15 protein-coding genes are annotated in these 18,271 nt (G+C 64.0%); 11 read left to right on the top strand and 4 right to left on the bottom strand.

Going from position 1 to position 18,271, the window contains the following annotated elements; genetic code table 11:
* Positions 1–5: 5 nt before the first annotated feature.
* The 6 genes from ACQR2C_RS09530 to ACQR2C_RS09505 all read left to right on the top strand — a co-directional run bounded on the left by ACQR2C_RS09530 (position 6) and on the right by ACQR2C_RS09505 (position 5,978).
* Positions 6–668 (top strand): class I SAM-dependent methyltransferase, encoded by a 663-nt coding sequence (locus ACQR2C_RS09530; RefSeq protein WP_434837821.1) that lies wholly within the window; start codon positions 6–8, stop codon positions 666–668.
* Positions 669–877: 209 nt separating this feature from the next.
* On the top strand, positions 878–1,798 hold the full coding sequence (locus tag ACQR2C_RS09525) for a TylF/MycF/NovP-related O-methyltransferase (RefSeq protein WP_434881096.1): 921 nt from the start codon (positions 878–880) through the stop codon (positions 1,796–1,798).
* A 72-nt stretch (positions 1,799–1,870) separates the two neighbouring features.
* Positions 1,871–2,953, top strand: coding sequence for a GSCFA domain-containing protein (locus ACQR2C_RS09520; protein WP_434880989.1), 1,083 nt, complete (start codon positions 1,871–1,873; stop codon positions 2,951–2,953).
* Entirely contained in the window at positions 2,904–3,872 is a 969-nt protein-coding gene (locus ACQR2C_RS09515; RefSeq protein ID WP_434880988.1) for a hypothetical protein, read from the top strand. The genes ACQR2C_RS09520 and ACQR2C_RS09515 overlap by 50 nt, the downstream gene beginning before the upstream one ends.
* 37 nt (positions 3,873–3,909) lie before the next feature.
* On the top strand, positions 3,910–4,857 hold the full coding sequence (locus ACQR2C_RS09510) for a hypothetical protein (RefSeq protein WP_434880987.1): 948 nt from the start codon (positions 3,910–3,912) through the stop codon (positions 4,855–4,857).
* A 167-nt stretch (positions 4,858–5,024) separates the two neighbouring features.
* Positions 5,025–5,978, top strand: a complete 954-nt coding sequence (locus tag ACQR2C_RS09505) for a TylF/MycF/NovP-related O-methyltransferase (protein ID WP_434880986.1) — start codon at positions 5,025–5,027, stop codon at positions 5,976–5,978.
* Between the two features lie 6 nt (positions 5,979–5,984).
* On the opposite strand, the gene ACQR2C_RS09500 is transcribed toward ACQR2C_RS09505, so the two are convergent.
* The 4 genes from ACQR2C_RS09500 to ACQR2C_RS09485 are packed head-to-tail and all read right to left on the bottom strand — an operon-like array spanning position 5,985 to position 12,904.
* The gene (locus ACQR2C_RS09500; protein WP_434880985.1) at positions 5,985–7,946 is read right to left on the bottom strand and encodes an acyltransferase family protein; all 1,962 of its coding nucleotides are present in this window, start codon (positions 7,944–7,946) and stop codon (positions 5,985–5,987) included.
* Complete coding sequence (locus ACQR2C_RS09495; protein WP_434880984.1) at positions 7,924–9,024, bottom strand: hypothetical protein; 1,101 nt, start codon at positions 9,022–9,024, stop codon at positions 7,924–7,926. Before ACQR2C_RS09495 ends, ACQR2C_RS09500 begins: the two co-directional genes overlap by 23 nt.
* Positions 9,025–9,027: 3 nt before the next feature.
* The gene (locus ACQR2C_RS09490) at positions 9,028–10,989 is read right to left on the bottom strand and encodes an acyltransferase family protein (RefSeq protein ID WP_434880983.1); all 1,962 of its coding nucleotides are present in this window, start codon (positions 10,987–10,989) and stop codon (positions 9,028–9,030) included.
* A gap of 13 nt (positions 10,990–11,002) precedes the next feature.
* A complete protein-coding gene (locus tag ACQR2C_RS09485; RefSeq protein WP_434880982.1) occupies positions 11,003–12,904 on the bottom strand; it encodes a TIGR04372 family glycosyltransferase in 1,902 nt (633 codons plus the stop codon).
* Positions 12,905–13,451: 547 nt separating this feature from the next.
* On the opposite strand from ACQR2C_RS09485, the gene ACQR2C_RS09480 reads away from it, so the two are divergent.
* The 5 genes from ACQR2C_RS09480 (at position 13,452) to ACQR2C_RS09460 (ending at position 18,242) form a co-directional block, all read left to right on the top strand.
* Positions 13,452–14,648 (top strand): class I SAM-dependent methyltransferase, encoded by a 1,197-nt coding sequence (locus ACQR2C_RS09480; RefSeq protein WP_434880981.1) that lies wholly within the window; start codon positions 13,452–13,454, stop codon positions 14,646–14,648.
* Positions 14,645–15,181, top strand: coding sequence for a WbuC family cupin fold metalloprotein (locus tag ACQR2C_RS09475; protein ID WP_434880980.1), 537 nt, complete (start codon positions 14,645–14,647; stop codon positions 15,179–15,181). The genes ACQR2C_RS09480 and ACQR2C_RS09475 overlap by 4 nt, the downstream gene beginning before the upstream one ends.
* On the top strand, positions 15,178–15,918 hold the full coding sequence (locus ACQR2C_RS09470; RefSeq protein ID WP_434880979.1) for an SDR family NAD(P)-dependent oxidoreductase: 741 nt from the start codon (positions 15,178–15,180) through the stop codon (positions 15,916–15,918). The genes ACQR2C_RS09475 and ACQR2C_RS09470 overlap by 4 nt, the downstream gene beginning before the upstream one ends.
* Before the next feature lie 68 nt (positions 15,919–15,986).
* Positions 15,987–17,252 (top strand): methyltransferase domain-containing protein, encoded by a 1,266-nt coding sequence (locus tag ACQR2C_RS09465; RefSeq protein WP_434880978.1) that lies wholly within the window; start codon positions 15,987–15,989, stop codon positions 17,250–17,252.
* Positions 17,253–17,399: 147 nt separating this feature from the next.
* Complete coding sequence (locus ACQR2C_RS09460) at positions 17,400–18,242, top strand: ABC transporter permease (RefSeq protein ID WP_434880977.1); 843 nt, start codon at positions 17,400–17,402, stop codon at positions 18,240–18,242.
* Positions 18,243–18,271 lie beyond the last annotated feature (29 nt).

Raw genomic sequence — 18,271 nt, 5'->3', positions numbered from 1 at the left:
TATTCATGGCCTATCGCGAGTTCGTCAGTCTCGTTCACAAATCGACCAAGCGCGACTATCTCGCGCGCGTCACCCAGCGCGACAAGGCCGATGTCGCGGAGATGGCGATCAAGTTCGACTACGACTACTGGGACGGCAGCCGCGAGACCGGCTATGGCGGCTACAAATATGACGGCCGCTGGCGCAAGGTCGCCGACGCCATGATCGAGACGTACGGCATCAAGCCGGGCATGCGCGTGCTCGACGTCGGCTCCGGCAAGGGTTTCATCCTGCACGATTTCCGCGAGGCCATCCCGGATCTCGAGGTCGCCGGCATCGACGTCTCCTCCTACGGCGTCGAGCACACGATGGAGAGCGTGAAGCCGTTCTGCCAGGTCGGCAGCGCGGCCAAGCTGCCCTACCCGGACAAGTATTTCGATCTCGTCATCTCGATCAACACGCTGCACAACCTCTACAACTACGATCTCGATGCGGCGCTCCGCGAGATGGAGCGCGTCAGCCGCGGCGCCAAATATCTCTGCGTCGAGGGCTACCGCAACGAGCGCGAGAAGGTGAACCTGATGTACTGGCAGCTCACCTGCCGCATCTTCCACACTCCTGAGGAATGGGCCTTCGAATTCAAGCGCTCCGGCTACACCGGCGACCACGAATTCATCTTCTTCGAATGAGGCGCCTCAGCCTGGAACAGGCCGCCGCTCTGCCTTGCCGATCCTGAGCGGCGGCTTCAGCCCGAACCTCCGCCCCGCGAACAACGCCGCTCCCGGAAGGGTTGTGGATGGCCTCCCCCGAGGCGCTTCGAATGCCCCCAGCAATTTTGCAGGGTCGCGAAAACGTCTATAGTATGCGGCAAAATTGGGAACGCGGGGACCTGCTGACGATGGCGAATTCCTTGAGGGCGACGATTGCGGACTGGTTTCCCCGTCCGTTCGTATTTCGGGTGCGTTCCATCAAGCGCGCCATCATGGGCCAGCCGCCTCCTGAGCACTGGGAGAGCAACGTCGACAACGATACGACCGATGAGCGCGGCCGGCCCAGGCCGCGCACGCGCCAGACCGAGGCACTCGAGCGGTTGCACGGGCAGAAGATCAGCTCCCCCTATCTGTTCTACGAAGTGGATGACGTCCTCACGCTTCCCGCCAAGGAGATCGCACGGACGTTGACGCTCGGCGCGATGTATATCAACAGCGCCGATGTGAAGGGCGACGTGGCCGAATTCGGCACTATGGGCGGCTTTACGGCGCGAACCCTCGCCAACGCGATGGTGTTCGACCCGCGCTACCAGCCCAATCAGCCGCTGCGGAAGTTGCGCCTGTTCGACAGTTTCGAAGGCCTGCCGGAGATTACGTCTCCGATCGATCTCGAGTCACAACACGTGAAATCGAAGGCCTGGGCCAGAGGCGGTTGCAAGGTGCTGGGCGCAAAGGATCTGCGCGCCATGGTCGAGGCCATCATCCCGCCGAGCCGTGTCGAGATCCATGAAGGGTGGTTCGCCGACACTGTCAACAAATTGCCGGACGATACGCGCTTCGCTCTCATTCACTTCGACGGCGACCTCTATTCATCGACGATGGACGCACTTGTGCCATGCTTCGAGCGCGGCTTCGTCTCGAAGGGGGCCATGCTCTGCTTTGACGACTGGAATTGCAATGAGGCCGATCCCGAAGCCGGGGAGCGCAAGGCTTGGGCGGATCTGGTCAAACGTTTCGATATTGTGGCCACTCATTCCGGCGATTACTCGATCCAGAGCACCAAGTTCATTATTCATTCGTACCGTGGCATAAAACCACGCAGTTCTTGATTGCGAGACCGGTCGCAGAAATGCGACTAGCGTCTTCAAAGTAGGAAGGATCGGAGCCTTGGGGAGGCCGCGGTGAGTTGTCCGTACCACACACTTCCTGCGAGCAGCTTCTGGCGTCAAGCCGTCGCGGATCGTACCACGGCGGACCTGGATCCGCACCTCGCCTCGGCGCTACGGTTCGGCCCGGAGCAGCGGATCGCCTCGGCGGGAAGCTGTTTCGCGCAGCACATCTCGCGTGCGCTGAAGGAGCGAGGCTTCAACTACTACGTCACGGAAACCGCTCCGTCCTATGTGACGCCCGAGCAGGAGGAGCGCTTCGGCTATGGCGTATTCTCCGCCCGCTACGGCAACATCTACAGCACGCTGCAACTGCTGCAACTGGTGCAGCGCGCGTTTGGCGCCTTCCAGCCGGCCGATCAATTCTGGACCGATGGCGAAGGCCGCGTGTTCGACCTGTTGCGTCCGCGCATCACCCCAAAGGGATTCGCCTCGATGTTCGAGGCAGAGGCCGACCTCAAGCAGCATCTGAAGGCGGTCAGGCAACTCATCGAGACCGCCGATGTCTTCATCTTCACGCTCGGGCTCACCGAGTGCTGGGTGTCGACGCTCGACGGCACGGTCTATCCAACCTGCCCCGGCTGCGGCAGCGCCGGCGATTTCGACGAGGCCAGATACGCCTTCCACAATCTCTCGGTGACGGAGACGACCAGCTATCTGTCGGAGGCCATCACCCTGATGACGGCAGCCAATCCCCGTCTGAAGATCGTCCTGACGGTCTCTCCAGTGCCGCTTGCCGCCACCATGGAGCCGCGCCACGTCCTCCAGGCCACGACCTACTCGAAAAGCGTGCTGCGCGTCGCCGCGGAAGAAATGGTCCGGCGCCACGAGAATGTTCATTATTTTGCGTCCTACGAGATCATCACGAGCGCCAAGAACGCCGGCACCTTCTTCGCCGAGGACGCCCGGACGGTGACACCCGAAGGGGTCGCGCGCGCAATGAAGTTGTTCTTTGTCCATTTCACCGGCGAGAGCGTCGATGCGGCGCGGCGCCCCGACGCAACGCTCAAGCAGCCGGCTGCCCCCGCTGCGGAGCCGCAGATCGTCTGTGACGAGGACGAGTTCTATCGGGCCCTGGCTGCGAGCCGGCCGAATTGAAGAATTGGTCGAGAGGAAGGTAAGCGTGGATACCGAGTTCGAGACGGCCCTGCCGGTTTATATTGTCGGGGACAGCCATTCGCTCCCCTACAAGAACATGGTCTTTCGCGAGAAGTGGACCGGTGCATGGGTGATGGCCCACACCAAGTACATTCCGGGCATAACGGCAAAAGACTTCTACAACCCGTGGACCGGCGAATTTCATCCCGACTTCATCGCCTTCCTCGAATATGAGGGGTTGGTGCGCAACGCGCGCGCCACCCATTTGTCGATGGACGAGGTCGACTTCTCCATTGCGAAAGCCGTCGGTCAGGCGGTGAGGCCGCCGCTGATCATGCTCACGATCGGCGAGATCGACGTGCGCGGCCCGATCCTGCAGCTCCTCAAGGACAGCCACGATTTCGTTCCGCCCTTCCCGACCCCCCTGCCGGTGCTCGACAAGCCGCTCGTGCCCTGGGACATCATCGATGAGGCCATCGAGGCGCGGCTCCGGCCGTTCGTGGCGGGGATCGATCATCTGGTGCGCGCCGGTTTCAAGCGCGTCTATGTCCAGAGCATCGTGCCCCCGTCGCGGCAGGAAGAGCGCGTGCGGACGTTGCAGAGCTACGAATGCCCGGTGACGGTCCGCACCAAGCTCGTCCAGGCCTACAACTGGAAGCTCGGCGCAAAACTGCGGTCGCTGGATCTCGTCATGATAGACCGCTGGGACGATCTGACCGAGGGCGGCCTGGTCCGGCCGGAGTTCGACTTTGACGGCGTGCACGTGCCGCCCAAGGGTGCGCGCCTCCTGCTCGAGGCCCTGATCGACGATGCGATCGACAGCCGCGGCCTCGTTGCCAACCACTCCCGTTACGAACTCTACTATCAGATGGCATGCGGCCTGAATCCGTTCCAGGCCGCCAAGCCAAGTGCGACGTGAGGACATGATGGCCGTAGGATCAATGGTCAGAACTGCCATGCGACGGCTCAAGATCGGGGTCAACCAGGCGCTCGGTGCCGTCGGCTACCAACTCGTCCGGACCGACACGCTCGGCCGCTTCAACGGCTTCTTCGAGCCGGTGCCCTCGTCGACTGTATCGCCGGACAGCCGGTCCGCCGCCATGCAGCCGCGCCGGCTGACGCTGCTGCCGGCCGCCAACACTGCTCCGGCGATGTGCACCGCACATGCGCCGAAATTCGACCCGCAGAAGACCCCCAGTCAGCTGGCCGACAAGATCGTCGAATTCCAGCAGAACGGCGTCACGGTCATCAGCACGAACCCCGAGAAGGCGGCGACGTTCCGGGAGACCGAAAGCTTCGACCGGGACGTCAGCAACCGCCATTCCGCCTGGGACTGGGCCGGCAACAGCGTTGCGCCATATACGACGGACCTGCTGACGGGCATCCCCTCGCCCGCGCTGCTCGACTATCTGCATGGCCTTTTCAGCGGCGGAGATTTCGATTCCTTCTTCCGCAGTGTCCTCGGCTGTCCGGCGAAGGTCGCCAATGTCCGGCTGGTGCGGTCGCCGCCACATGAGACCGACGGCGTCGGCCCGCAGGAATGGCATAGCGACGGCTGTCCGTCCGGCGTCATTCGCGGCGTGCTCTATCTGTGCGACGTGGACAAGCAAACTGGCCCGTTCCAATACCGCGACTCCGCCGGGAAGGAGCATACGGTGCTGGGAAAAACTGGCGACCTCCTGGTGTTCGACGCCACGCGTCTGATGCACCGCGGCAGTCCACCGTCGCACAAGACCCGGTCGGCGATCGATCTCGTGTTCATGCCGCGGCTGCCCGGTGAGGACATGAAGCTCATGGTTGTCGGCATGAACCATTGGCCGGCGGACCCATTCTTCGTCAAGCTGCCGAAGGAGCGGGCAGCCGATCACAATGTAACCACGGGACGCGCCGTGAGCCTCTACTGAGGCCGGCGTGACCGAGGTGACCCGTGCGCGGGCCGCCGCCTCGACGGCCCGGCTTGCACCACCCCCCAACGACCGCTAATCCGGTGGTCCGTGGCTTGGAGCGCGTGCGCCTCCAGGCGATTTCAACCCTGAACACCGGTCAAGCCGGGACCCGTCGGAGAATTCGAATGCTGACCCCGCTCAAGAGCGCGCTCGCCGAGACGCTATCGCCGAAGGCGCTGTACTGGCTGCGGTCGGTCAAGCGCGCGGTCATGCTGGAGCCGCCGCTGCCGTGGCCTTTCGCGACCTCGGGCGAGCTCACTCGGGCGCAGGCTCTCGCCGCGCCGCCCGTCGACGACGGACGGCCGATCCAGGACACCGCCATCGAACGCTACAAGATGCGCAATCTGCCGTCGCCGGATTCCTTCTACGGCTATGACGACGTGCTGCCGCTGCTGGCGCAGGAGATCGCGCGCGCGCTGACGCTGAGCGTCCAATACGTGAACAGTTCGCACGTCAATGGCGACATCGCCGAGTTCGGAACCATGGGCGGATTCAGCGCGAAGGCGATCGCGACCTCGATGGTGTTCGATCCTCAGCGCCAGCCGCTCCCCAAGAGCGCGTCGGGAGAGAACCCGTTTCGCGTGCTGCGGCTGTTCGACAGCTTCGAGGGCCTTCCCGAGATCACCTCGCCGATCGATCTCGACTCCCCTCACGTCGTCTCCGGCGCTTGGGCCAAGGGCGGCTGCAAGGTGCTGGCGGCCCCCGAGCTGCGCGAGAGGATCGGCAAGATCCTGCCGCCGCACCGCTTTCAGCTCTATGAGGGCTGGTTCGCCGATACGGTAAAGACCTTGCCGCCGGAGACCCGCTTCGCGATGATCCATTTCGACGGCGATCTGTATCAGTCGACCATGGACGCGCTGGTCCCACTGTTCGAGCGCGGCATGGTCTCGACGGGCGCCATGCTCTGCTTCGACGATTGGAACGCCAATCGGGCCATCCCGACCACCGGCGAACGCCGCGCCTGGAAGGAGCTGGTCGAGATGTTCGCCATCGAGGCCAGCAATTGCGGCGACTACTCGGTCGGCGGCACGCGCTTCATCATCCACTCCTACCGCGGCATTCCGGCCGATCCGGTCTAGCGGCGCCTACGGTGCCCTCGGCAAAAGGCGGTCGAGCGTTTGCCGGGCGAGGAAGATGGATCCGGGGACAGTGAGGTGCCCCGGATCGAACGCCGTCAGTTGCGAGCCGCCGGGACCGATCCGGCTGAGGCAACCCTCGTCATTGCAGAAGACATCGCGGACCGAGACATAGTCGATGCCGAGCTCGCGCGTGAGCTCGCGAAACAGAGCATCCCTCCCTCGCGTCCATTCGTCATTCGAGCGGAAGAAGGTGCGTTCGGGGAGCACCTGTCCGCTCTGGCGATAGTAATCCAGCACATTGCGCGACAGCCCGGCTCCTTGCCAGCCCGGCGGGGGGCCCATCAGCACGATCCTGGAAATGCCGCCAGCCCTGAGTTGCGCCACCGTGCGCGGCAGATCCCGTCGCAGCACGGCTTCGGCGTGGCCCCAGGTCGCATCCAGGATCACAACATCGGGCCGCAACTGGCCGATCCGAACAGCAACATCGTCATTGATGCTCTTGCAGAACGGCCGTGCCTCCAGCGTGTAGCCGATCAGCGGCGGACATGCGGATGCAGTATATTGCGCCACGTCGTAGCCGCGCTCTCCCGCGAAATGCAGCAGGCCCGGATACAGCGCCGCACCATAGGAATCGCCCCAGATCAGCAGCAGCGGCCTGCGCCCCTGCCCGGCGCAGTCGGCGCCGAATTCCGATGCCGGCTGCAACAGCAGCAGGCAGCGGCCCCGCCGCCAATGCGCCGAGGTCTCGCTGCCCGAGAGCATGAAGTCCCTGATCTCCGGGGCGAAGCGCATCGGCAGCCCACGCGTGCTGGTCGCCGCGACGCCGACGGGGACCATGACCACCATCGCCGCAAGCAACGCTCCGACCCGCCTTGCGACGGGTGCCGTTCCGAAACGGATCGGCAGCTCGATGAAGCGATAAGTGAGCCAGGCGAGCAGCACGCTGAGGGCAAGCATCGTCAGCACGACGGATGCGGGAGCCACTCCGTCGTAGTGCAGCTTGGCGAAGGCGATCAGCGGAAAGTGCCAGAGATAGAGCGGATAGCTGATCAGGCCGATAAAGACCACCGCGGGCCGAGCCAGCAAGCGGTGAAGCGCCGTGCCATCGGTTGCGATCAAGGCGATGGCTCCCAGCACCGGGACGAGCGTCCTGACGCCCGGCCATGGCGATGCGCCGCTGAAACCGAAGAACGCGATCAGAAGCCCGGCCGCTCCCAGTCCGGCAAGCAGGGCGGCGGTTGCGGGCCCCATACGACAGCCGCGGCGCTGACGCAGCCATACCACGAGAAGCGATCCCGCGAGCAGCTCCCAGCCTCGGGTGGTTGGCGAGTAGAAGGCCCATGCCGCTTCGCGCGCCGGGGTCGTGAGGCACAGCAGCAGGGAGCCGAGTCCGAGGCCGGCTATGACGACGGCTTTCTGCGACGGCCAGCGGGCGATCAGGACGAAAGCCGCCGGCCAGACGATGTAGTACTGCTCCTCGATCCCGAGAGACCAGAGGTGAAGCAGCGGCAGTCGCTCGGCGCCCGGATCGAAATATCCGACCACCTGCTCGTGCAGCATGAAATTCTCGATGAACGCTGCCGCTCCCACGATGTTCGATCCGAGCGCCTCCATCTCCGCCACCGGCAGTACGAACCAGGAGATGAGGAATGTCGCGCTCACCACCGTGATGAGGGACGGGAAGATGCGCAGGATCCGCCGAGCATAGAAGGTTGCAAAGCTGAAGCTGCCGTCCGACCACTGGCGGTCGATGATTCCCGTGATGAGATAGCCCGAGATGACGAAGAACACGTCGACGCCCGCAAACCCGCCGGGCAGCAGCTGCGGAAAGGCGTGATAGATCAGCACGGCCGTCACCGCGACCGCACGCAACCCGTCGATGTCAGGACGGTAGTCACGCGCATTCACCGGGCCGAGCGGCCGTGCCGTGCCAGCCCCGGCCAGATCAGCGCTGCCGGCGATCCTCATTGTCGCGCACTCCTTGAAACGCGCGCGTCCGTTCCAGCGCGTCGACGAGATCCCGCGTGAAATCGGCAGCCCCTCTGCCGTCCAGATGGCCGCCGCCATCCCAGCTTGAATAGTCGGTCCGCACGGGCAGCGCAGCCTCGATTCCCAAGGCGTCGGCAATCTCGCGCACCTGAGTGAGACAGCCATGGAAATTGGGGACCAGGGTCAGCACGACCGGCGCTCCCAACGAACGGACGATGTCACGCGCGTTGCCAATCACCTCGGGCGACGTATGGCAGTCGGGATCGCGCGTCATCTTCACGCCGGGATTGTCGGACGCCATGAAACGCGGAAACAGCCGCATGTCCGCGGCGCCGGTCTGAACGTTGCGTTCAAAGGAAGGAACAAAGCCCGATTTCGCCAATCCCAGGGTTTGACGCAGGTCCCGCGTTGCATCCTCGACCCGCCAGCGCAGATTGCGGCGGATGATCGCGGCGTAGGCGCCGAAGCGGCTCGTAGTCGTGCTCGGAATCGGCCGGACGTCGGCCCCGAATGCGCGTGTCAGGTTGCGATGGAAGAAGTTGCCTCCGCCCCCGCCGTCATCCGCGTTGAGGATCCAGAGCTTCGGGTGCAGCTGGTATTTTTGCGCGATCTGCCGGGCGAATTCGCTGCTGGCGACACCGACAAACGCCATGTTGTAGAATTTGAGCCCGTGGCGCCGCTCGAGCCGCTCGTGAATGACGGCTCCGTCAAGCGCAAAGGATACCAGCGACGAGCCCAGGATGATGACGTCGGCCTGCTTCGCGTGACTGATCGACCGGCCGATGTCGTGATAGAACAGATCCTGATCCTGGATCTCCGTGACAGCCTCGCCGCCGAAGTCGCGAAACCACGCTGCATCGCCCGGCCTGCCGATCGCTCCAAGATGATCGCCATCCTGCAACGCCAGCCAGGCACCCAGGCCGCCCAGGAGCACGATGGAGGGCAACACGAGCCATAGCAGATAACGGCGCGCCGCCCCGCCGAGGCCGCGCCGCCCAGCCTCCTGCTGGGCCTGATCTGTCTGATGATCCATGATGGCCCCGAGGCGCTCGGACACGGTCTATTTCGGCAGGCCCGGCACAGCATCGAGCACATGCCGGGCGACGAGGAGCGAGGCGGGATAGGTCAGGTGTCCGGAATCGAACGAGGTGATCTCGGATCCGCCAGGGCCAATCCGTGTCAGGCAGCCGCTCTCGTCGCACATCATGCTACGCACCGACACGTAGTCGACGCCCAGCCGCTTCGCCTGCTGGGCGAGAAATGCATCGAAAGGCTTGGTCCAGTCGTCGAAGCTGCGGAACCAGGTTCGCTCAGGCAGCACGGTGCGTTTCTGGAAATAATAATCGAGCAAATTGGCCGGCAGCCCGTCGCCCTGCCAGGTCGGCGGCGGGCCCGCAATCACGATCGTCGAGACGCCGGCCGCCTTCACGAGCGGGATCGTCCGCTCGAGACCGAGGCGAGCCTCCTCGTCGGCGACCCTCCAGGTGCCGTAGAAAATGACCACGTCCGGCTTCAGCTCCGTGATGTGCTTGAGCGCCGCGTCATTGGCGGGCTTGCAGAGCGGCCGTTGAACGTTGACGTAGCCGATGAGGGGAGCGCAGGCGGAGATCGAGAATTGCGCTACGTCGAAGCCCCGCTCGTCCGCGAAATGAGCAAGGCCAGGATAGAGCGAGGCGGCATAGGAATCGCCCCACACTGCGACGAGTGGACGGCGACCGGAGCCCAGGCATTCCGGCGCGAACTCGCTTTGATCGGCGAACAGCAGGCATTTGCCATTGCGCCATCGGGACGCGGTCTCGCTGCCGTCGAGCATGTATCCACGGATCTCGTCGGGGATCCGCGCCGGCCACCCGTTGCTGCGATCCGCAATCACGCCGAAGATGCCGAGGGCCGCCATACCGGCGAGCAGGCTCCCGATCTTGAACGGCACCCACCGCCGTCCGAAGCGAATCGGCCGCTCGATCAGACGATAGGTCCCCCAGGCCAGCAGCACGCTGACCACGATGACCGCGATCATGGCCATGACGGGCACCCGGTCCACGAAATGGATGCGCGCATAGGCCATCAGCGGATAATGCCAGAGATACAGCGGATAGCTGATCAGACCGATGAAGACGGCAAGACCCGATGACAGCACATGCCGATGGACCAGCGTGCCGCCTGTTGCGATCAGGGCCGCCGCGCCCAGGACCGGAAGCAGCGTGTGCAGCCCGGGGTGTGGCGTCAGGCGGCTGTAGCGCCAGAACGCGAAGCCGATCGCAACAATGGCTCCGAGCGCGATGAGCTCGCGCCACAGCTGGCGATCCAGAAATTGCAGAGGCCCCCAAGAGGACGACGATCGTCCGCTCATGATGAGCGCCAGACCGGAGCCCACCAGCAGCTCCCAGGCCCGGGTCATCGGCAGATAGAACGCGTAGTCGGCCGCGCGCGGCTGCACGATCAGGCACGCGATGAAGGATGCCAGCGCCAGTGCCGCCGTGATCACAAGGCTCCGTCGGCGCCAGGAGCCGATCAGCATCAGCAGCAGCGGCCAGACGATGTAGTACTGTTCCTCGATCGCCAGCGACCAGAGATGCAGCAGCGGCTTCTTCTCGGCGGCGAGATCGAAATAGCCGACCTGATTCAGCAGGATGAAATTCTGAATGAAGATAGCGCCGCCGGCGACGTTGGTGCCGAGCGACTTCAACTCCCGCGGCGGCAGGATGAACCACCCGATCAGCAGCGCCGCCAACACGACCGCGATGAGCGCCGGAAAGATCCGCCGGATCCGGCGCGCATAGAAATCGGCGATGCTGAACGTACCCGTCAGCATCTGCTTGTGAATGATTCCGGTGATCAGATAGCCGGAGATCACGAAGAAGATGTCGACCCCGTAGAAACCGCCGGGAACTGCCGTCGGGAAGGCGTGATAGATCACGACCGGCAGCACGGCGACCGCGCGCAGTCCGTCGATGTCCTCGCGGTAGCCGAGCGGCGTGGCGCGAGCCTCGGCCTGGGCGAGATGGGGATGGGCGAAGTTCATCGGGCCAGCGGGTTCACGGACGGTCCATCAGAGCGGGATATTTCTCGACGAAGTAGCGTGCCGGCCGCGAGCTGCCGAAGAATCCCGGGATATTCACACGTTTTTCCCAGTCGTCGGTCACCGGCATGATGGCAGGCGGCGCTCCCGACGTCAGGTCCAGCACCTCCCGTGTCGTTTCCAGGATCTCGTCGCTGCTGCTTTCGCTCACGGTGAGGCCGGCGCTCTTGACCGTTTCATAGGTCGGAAACGTCCAGCGCCAACGCTCGGAGGTCACATCGCTCAGCGACAGCAGGCGCCCTTCGCGCGTATGGACCGGCTTGAGCGAGAATCGGGTGTCCTTCGACCACAACAGTCCGACCGAGCTCAGCGCGTTCACCATGGCTGTCGGGATGCCGAAGCTGGTCGCCACATAGGCGAAGCCCGAGGTCGTGCCGATGAAGATCCGGGCCCGGCGCATGAGGTGGATGTCCATTTCGGGCATCTGATCCTGGCTGCGCGCATAGTCGATGACGCGCGGCATCGGCGGCAGCGGCGGCGCCTTGCGCCCGCCCATGCGAATGACCCAGCCGCCCTGATCAGTGATGAAGCGGACCGTGTCAAGATAGTTACCGATGGCCGCGCTGCGGATCGACTCGCCGGTTCCGAGGGTCTCGCCACGCGCCTCGGCATCGCGCATGTGCAGGCAGACGAACCAGTCGTCAGGCGCCAGCCCCCATTTCTTGCGCAGCGCCTGATACACCGTCTCCGTCCGGTCATCGGCGCGCAGCCGCGCATCGTAGATGTCACGCAGCGGAACCCCGCGATCGGCCTGCTCCCATTGCTGGAGGGCCAGCGATCCCGCATCATTCCAATAGACGCACCGGCCGTCCTTGAACTGGAAGGCCTGATGAGAATCCCCGAGAAACGGCGTCAGGCTCGCAAGCTCGTGCCAGATCGCGGACGAGACGTCGTCTTCGCCGAGCGTCAATGTCGGGCAGATGTCGGAGAACAGCGACAGGAAGGTCTTGTTGGCGATCCGCTCGTTGTAGGCCAGCAGCACCGGCTGCTCGTCCCACCAGCCCATCTGGCGCATCATCAGATGAACGTTGAGATGCCCGTTGTGGCCGATCAACGCGCTCCAGTCCGGCGACAGCAGCCGCACGTTCGAGAGATCCGTGCCGATTCGATCGAGATAGCGCTTGAGCTCCCTCGACGGCGGCGGAAGGTTGCGGCGCAGGCTGCGCTGCGTCTCCATGCAGCGTGTATAGACCAGCGGGACGAGATCGCCTTCGCCATTGTGATAGGTACGTAAGAGCAGATGGCGATAAGCGTAGAACATGTAGACGTCGAGCGAATCGGAATTGTCCTGCGTATCATCGGCAACAGGCTCCCCGTCGCTCCCCTTGATCCCGGCAGCCGGCGAAGCGTCGGCCTCGCGATCGAGATCGAGTTCCTTCATCAAGCGATCGATGACGTCAGGGTCGCGGAAGAAGTTCGGAATGTAGTCGCCGACCGGCGCATCCGTCGACAGGGCCGACGTATCGCGACGCTGGAAAATTCCCTCTTCGTAGCGGAAATTGCGATGCTCGAGCATCAATCGCATGAAGGTCCGCATTTGCGGCGACGCGCCGGCAAGCCAGCGCCATTGGAAGCGATGGATCTGGGTCAACACGTCCATCGAATAGTAGCTGGCGAAGACGTCGATGCCCTGCGCATTGCCGATCTTGACGGGCTTGTCGAGCAGCCGGACGAACTTGACGGCGTCGTCATAGCGGTCGCTGAGCAGGAGGAAGTAGACGACCTCGTCCGGATAGCCGCGCAGCCATTGGCTCTCGAAGATCCACTTGCGGTGGTTCGTCACGAGTGGGGCGCAGAAGAACGAAAAATGCCGATCGAGAGCGCCGTGCTCGAAGACGTATCGAAACCACACGCTCATGCGAAACCGCATTCTGAACGGCAAGCATGTGAATACGATGTGACGGACGAAATGCCGGCCGCGGACACGCGAGAGAACCTTGATGCTCCTCTGCGTCAGGAGCTTCAGCTTCTGTCGGCTGCGACGGCGCAGACGATCGCGGAACGTTTCGGGAGGGATCTCCGCAGGAGAGACTATGTCATACATCGCTACAGCCTGGGTCCCTTACGTCAGAACGAAACTTACGATTACTTCGTGGCAGTTCGTCGATCAACACTTGATCGGCCCCGCACAACGTGTGCTCGTGGCCGGCTGTGAATGAACCTTGCGCCTGCCGGTCCGCCGTGCGATTGCGTTCATGCTGGCCGATACGTAAACTGGATGCGGCGGCCACATGAACATGCGGCTGCGTCTTCCACAACCTCGCGCCAGGGTTCAATTCACGTTTGGATGCACACGCATGGATCGGCGGTAGATGGGAAACCGCCTGAAATCAAGGTTTTGCCGGTGAACGTCGTCGAGCGCGCGAACGGTGTAACGTGATTCGAGTTCGGAACCGGAGCACCAGATGACTTCGTCCTGCCGCCTTTGCGGAAGCGGCATTCAGTCTTCCGCGCTCGCGCTCGGCCGACTTCCGGTTTGCAATGGATTCGCCCGGACAGCTGCTGTCGACCGTCAATTCGATCTCGACATCGTCGAATGCGAGACCTGTCAGCTCGTTCAGCTGCGCGAGGCCCCCGCTCCTGCCGTGCTGATGCCGGACGTGCCATGGATTCGATATCGCGAGCCGGAAGCGCATCTCGATGCGCTCGTCGCGAGCCTGTCATCGTTGCGCCCGGAGGCCCAGACCGCGCTCGGCACCGGCCCGTTCGAACAGCCGTTGCTGTCCCGGTTTGCCGCGCGCGGTCTGCGGACGCAGACGCTCGCGCTCGATGTCAGCGCTCCGCGGGGGCGTCACCCCTATCTCGAAAGCTGGCAGGCCCTGCTCGCCGACGATCGTCTGGCGCCGCTATCGACGGGCCTCGGGACCTTCGACATCGTCTCGTGCCGTTACATCGTCGAGCACAGTCCCGCTCCCGTTCTTGCGCTACAGGCCATGAAACGCCTGCTCGCGCCCGGCGGCGTTCTGCTGGTCGAGGTCCCCGACAGCAGCAAGTTCCTGTCCGCTTGCGACTATTGTTTCCTGTGGGAGGAGCACAGCAGCTATTTCGTCGAGGACACGCTGCAGCGTCTCGGGCAGATGAGCGGATATCGCTTGCTGTCGCTGCTGCGCTATCCAGGCGCCCTGGAGGACGCCTTGGTCGCTGTTCTGGAGCCTGTGCCGACCACCGCCCCGTCGTTCGAGCCGCAGGGCTCCTCCGAATCGTTCCAGACCTATCGCCAGGCCTTTTCTGGTCGAAGGCACATCGTGCAGAGCCGACTCGGCGACGCCGCCGGCCCTGAGGGCCATGGCGTTGCCCTGTTCGGCATTGGCCACCATGCCATCATGTTCGTGAACGCGTTCGGGGTCGGGGACAAGATCGCGCTGGCCGTCGATGACGACAGCGATAAGGCCGGTTTTTTCCCGCCGGGTTTCCGGGTGCCCGTGGTAGGTTCTGAACGGCTGCTGGCGGACGAGAACATCCGGCTGTGCCTGTTTGCCGTGGCGCCTCACATCGAGGGCAAGGTGCGCGCCAAGCTGGCTCCCCTCGCTGCTCGGGGCGTCGAGTTCCGCTCCATCTATGCGGCGCTCGACAACGCAATTTTCAAGGACCCGTCTGAATGAGCCTCGTTCAAAAATCTCCTGAGGTCTTCCTCGCCGAAGGCCCGATTGCCGCGGTTGGACCGGCCGAGATTGCCACGCTCAGGGCCGCCGTCGCGGCAAGCCCGAAGCGGCGCGCCCGCATCAACGCCCACCCGGACGGCGAAGATCAGCTGCACGAGATGATCATCGCGATCGATTCGAAGTCGTACATCCGGCCGCACAAGCACCCCGGCAAGAGCGAAGCCTTTCACATCATCGAAGGCGAGGTCGACATCGTCGTGTTCAAGGATGACGGCGAGATCGAAAAGGTGGTCGAGCTGGGCCCGCCGGGCGGCGCTCGCCCGTTCTATTACCGGATGTCCAACGCGTTCTTTCACACCCTGATCATCCGCAGCGATCTGTTGATCGTGCACGAGATCACCAACGGCCCGTTCCGTCCCGGCGCAAGCGTGTTCGCCGATTTCGCACCCGAGGACGGCGATACCGCCAGGGCGGCGGCCTATCAGGCCGAGCTGGCCCGCCGCGTCGCGGCGCTCCAGGACGCTGCGGCATGACCGTGCATGCTGTCGTGATCGGCGGGACCCGCGGCCTGGGCCGCGTGGTCGTCGAGCGCTTCCTGGCCCGCGGCTGCGCGGTCAGCGTGGTGTCGCGGCAGCGACCGGCCGACTTCCCGGACCAGCCTGGCTTGCGACACTATTCGGTCGATCTCGAGCGCAGCGACAGCTTTGCCGGTCTCTGGCGCGAGATCGCGGACGCCGGCGGACCCGTCCGCTACCTAGTCCTGAGCCAGCGCTTCCGCGGCCAGGGCGATCCCTGGGCCGGCGAAATCCAGGTTGGCCTGACCGCATCACGCGACTTGATCGAGGGCTTTTCCGGCCATTTCGCCGAGGCCGGCGACAGGGCGATCGGCGTGGTCAGCTCCGTCTATGCCGAATTCGTCGGCTCCTCGCAGCCGGTCGGCTATCACGTCGTCAAGGGGGGCCTCAATGCGATGGTCCGCCACTATGCCGCCACCCTCGGCCGGCGCGGCATCCGCGTCAACGCGATCATGCCGCTGACCTATCTGAAGCGCGAATCGCGGATCTTTTACGAGCAGAACGAGAAGCTGATGGAGACCTACCGCCGACTGGTCCCGCTCGGCCGGCTCGGCACCGCCGAGGAATGCGCCGACGCGCTGGATTTCCTGTGCAGCGAGCGCGCCTCCTTCATCAACGGGCAGAGCCTGTTCCTCGACGGCGGAGTGTCCACAGTCTGGCAAGAAGAGGTCGCCAAGAGCTTCGCGGGCCTGTAAAACGCGCCGCAAATCGCTTCCGGCCGACCATCCCGCCTGCGGGACCGCCAACCCAGGATCGCTAAATCATGCAGCACGTCAAGCACAAGACCGATTGCCGCCTGTGCGGATCGACCTCGCTCGATCACGTGCTGCCGATCAGGCCGTCGGCGATCGGCGATGCGTTCGTGACGGCGGACCGGCTGGGCGAGACGCAGGACCTCTATCCGCTCGACTGCTATCTCTGCCTCGACTGCGGCCACCTGCAGAATCTCGACGTGGTCGATCCCGACATCCTGTTCCGCGACTACACGTATCGCACCTCGGTCTCGCTCGGGCTCGTCGAGCACTTCAGGCACTATGCGCAGTCCGTGGTGTCGACGCTCGCGATCCCGAAGGGCAGCCTCGTCGCCGAGATGGGCAGCAATGACGGCTCCCTTCTCAAGGCGTTCAAGAACGAGGGCATGCGGGTGCAGGGGATCGATCCCGCCCGCGACATCGCCGCCGCCGCGACCAGCGAGGGCATCCCCACGATCCCGGATTTCTTCACCAGCGTGCTGGCTGCGCGGATCAAGGCCGAACAGGGCGAGGCCAAGCTGTTCTGCGCCAACAACGTGTTCGCCCACATCGACAACATGTCCGACGTGGTGAAGGGCATCCGGCTGCTGCTCGCCGACGACGGCGCATTCGTGTTCGAGGTGTCCTACATCGTAGACATGATCGACAACATGGTGTTCGACACCATCTATCACGAGCACGTCTCGCACCACGCGCTGATCCCGCTCGAGACCTTCCTCAACCGGCACGACATGACGCTGTTCCACGTCGAGCGCACGGCCACCAAGGGCGGCTCGATCCGCGCCTTCGCGCAACCGAAGTCGACGGGCCGGCGTCCGCGCTCGGAGGAGCTGTCGCAACTGATCGCCGAGGAGGAACGGCGCGGCGTGACCAAGCCGCAGATCTACCGCGACTGGTTCGCCGCGATCGAGGCATGCAAGCGCAAGGTGCTTGCGGTTCTCGATGCGGCCATCGCCGAGGGCAAGCTGATCGCGGCCTACGGCGCCTCGACGACGACCACCACCCTGCTCTATCACTTCGAGCTCGAGAGCCGGGTCAAGTTCATCGTCGACGACAATCAGCTCAAGCACGGTCGCTTCAGCCCCGGCGCCCACATCCCGGTGTTGCCGTCGAGCGAACTCGCGACGCGGAAGCCCGACATCGTCGTGATCCTCGCCTGGATCTACGCGGAGCCCATCCTGAAGCGCAACCAGCCCTATGTGGAGGCAGGCGGCCGGTTCCTGGTGCCCCTGCCCGAGCCCCGGATCGTTGACGTCACGGGCTCGGCTGCGATCTGAGCGGCGGCCGCAAGCGGGAGCTGAGCGGTTGACAGCCCCCGCGTAACATGGTCCAGCAAACCCCAGCCGATCGGCCGCCGCCGACCGCGGCGTTCAAGCGCTTTCGGCTGGAAAGCCAAACACTTACGGCTGTCGCGAGGTAGAAGCATGTCCACCCTGACCGATGGAGAGGTCGAGCGGTTCGTGGTCGCGGAGCGGAGCCGCTTCACATGGGCTCGCTGCCGCGCGGACGTCGCCCCGTTCCTCACCCGCCACGTCACCTGGCGCGCACTGGCCGCCGGCGACATCCGATCGAAATACCGCAGGACGATGCTGGGTCCCTGGTGGATCACAGCCACCAACGCGATTACCGCCCTGATCATGGGCGCGGTGGCCGGACGCTTTCTCGGCGCCGACATGAAGACCTATCTGCCGCACTTCATGGTCAGCATGACGATCTGGAACTTCATCGCCTCCTCGCTGGGTGAATCGTGCTACACGATGATCAACGCCGGCGGCATGATCAAAGCCGTCGACATGCCGATCCTGATTCATGTCATGCGGATGGTTCAGCGCAATCTGATCATCTTCCTGCACAACATCGCGATCATCCCCGTGATCTGGCTGATCTATCCCTGGCCGATCGGCATCGTGAGCCTGCTCAGCCTGTTCGGCCTGGCGCTGATCTACGTCTTCATCGTCAGCGCATCGACGATCATCTCCATGATCTGCGTCCGCTATCGCGACGTACCGCCGGTGATGAACGCGATCCTTCAGCTTCTGTTCTTCGTTTCGCCGATCATCTGGGCACCATCGCAGATCAAGGGCGGCGAGCTCGCGGTCGCGCTCAATCCCGTTGCCTACCTGCTGGCGATCACTCGCGATCCGCTGATGGGCAACGTTCCGAGCCTGGCGAGCTGGGCCGGAGCCGTCGGCTTCATCGCTGTCCTGACGGCCGCCATGACCTACATCTACACGCGCTATCGCTCACGCGTCGTGTACTGGGCCTGACGTGACAGCCTTCCGGGATTTCAGGACCA

Source organism: Bradyrhizobium sp. HKCCYLRH3061, from assembly GCF_051168015.1.
Taxonomy (GTDB): domain Bacteria; phylum Pseudomonadota; class Alphaproteobacteria; order Rhizobiales; family Xanthobacteraceae; genus Bradyrhizobium.
The sequence above is the reverse complement of the archived record's forward strand: the minus strand, read 5'-3'. Positions and strand labels throughout refer to the sequence as shown.

Coding starts and splice junctions, on each gene's coding strand:
- ACQR2C_RS09530 (WP_434837821.1), top strand. CDS start 6: ATGGCCTATCGCGAGTTCGTCAGTCTCGTTCACAAATCGACCAAGCGC.
- ACQR2C_RS09525 (WP_434881096.1), top strand. CDS start 878: ATGGCGAATTCCTTGAGGGCGACGATTGCGGACTGGTTTCCCCGTCCG.
- ACQR2C_RS09510 (WP_434880987.1), top strand. CDS start 3,910: ATGCGACGGCTCAAGATCGGGGTCAACCAGGCGCTCGGTGCCGTCGGC.
- ACQR2C_RS09505 (WP_434880986.1), top strand. CDS start 5,025: ATGCTGACCCCGCTCAAGAGCGCGCTCGCCGAGACGCTATCGCCGAAG.
- ACQR2C_RS09500 (WP_434880985.1), bottom strand. CDS start 7,946: ATGAGGATCGCCGGCAGCGCTGATCTGGCCGGGGCTGGCACGGCACGG.
- ACQR2C_RS09490 (WP_434880983.1), bottom strand. CDS start 10,989: ATGAACTTCGCCCATCCCCATCTCGCCCAGGCCGAGGCTCGCGCCACG.
- ACQR2C_RS09485 (WP_434880982.1), bottom strand. CDS start 12,904: ATGAGCGTGTGGTTTCGATACGTCTTCGAGCACGGCGCTCTCGATCGG.
- ACQR2C_RS09480 (WP_434880981.1), top strand. CDS start 13,452: ATGACTTCGTCCTGCCGCCTTTGCGGAAGCGGCATTCAGTCTTCCGCG.
- ACQR2C_RS09475 (WP_434880980.1), top strand. CDS start 14,645: ATGAGCCTCGTTCAAAAATCTCCTGAGGTCTTCCTCGCCGAAGGCCCG.
- ACQR2C_RS09470 (WP_434880979.1), top strand. CDS start 15,178: ATGACCGTGCATGCTGTCGTGATCGGCGGGACCCGCGGCCTGGGCCGC.
- ACQR2C_RS09465 (WP_434880978.1), top strand. CDS start 15,987: ATGCAGCACGTCAAGCACAAGACCGATTGCCGCCTGTGCGGATCGACC.
- ACQR2C_RS09460 (WP_434880977.1), top strand. CDS start 17,400: ATGTCCACCCTGACCGATGGAGAGGTCGAGCGGTTCGTGGTCGCGGAG.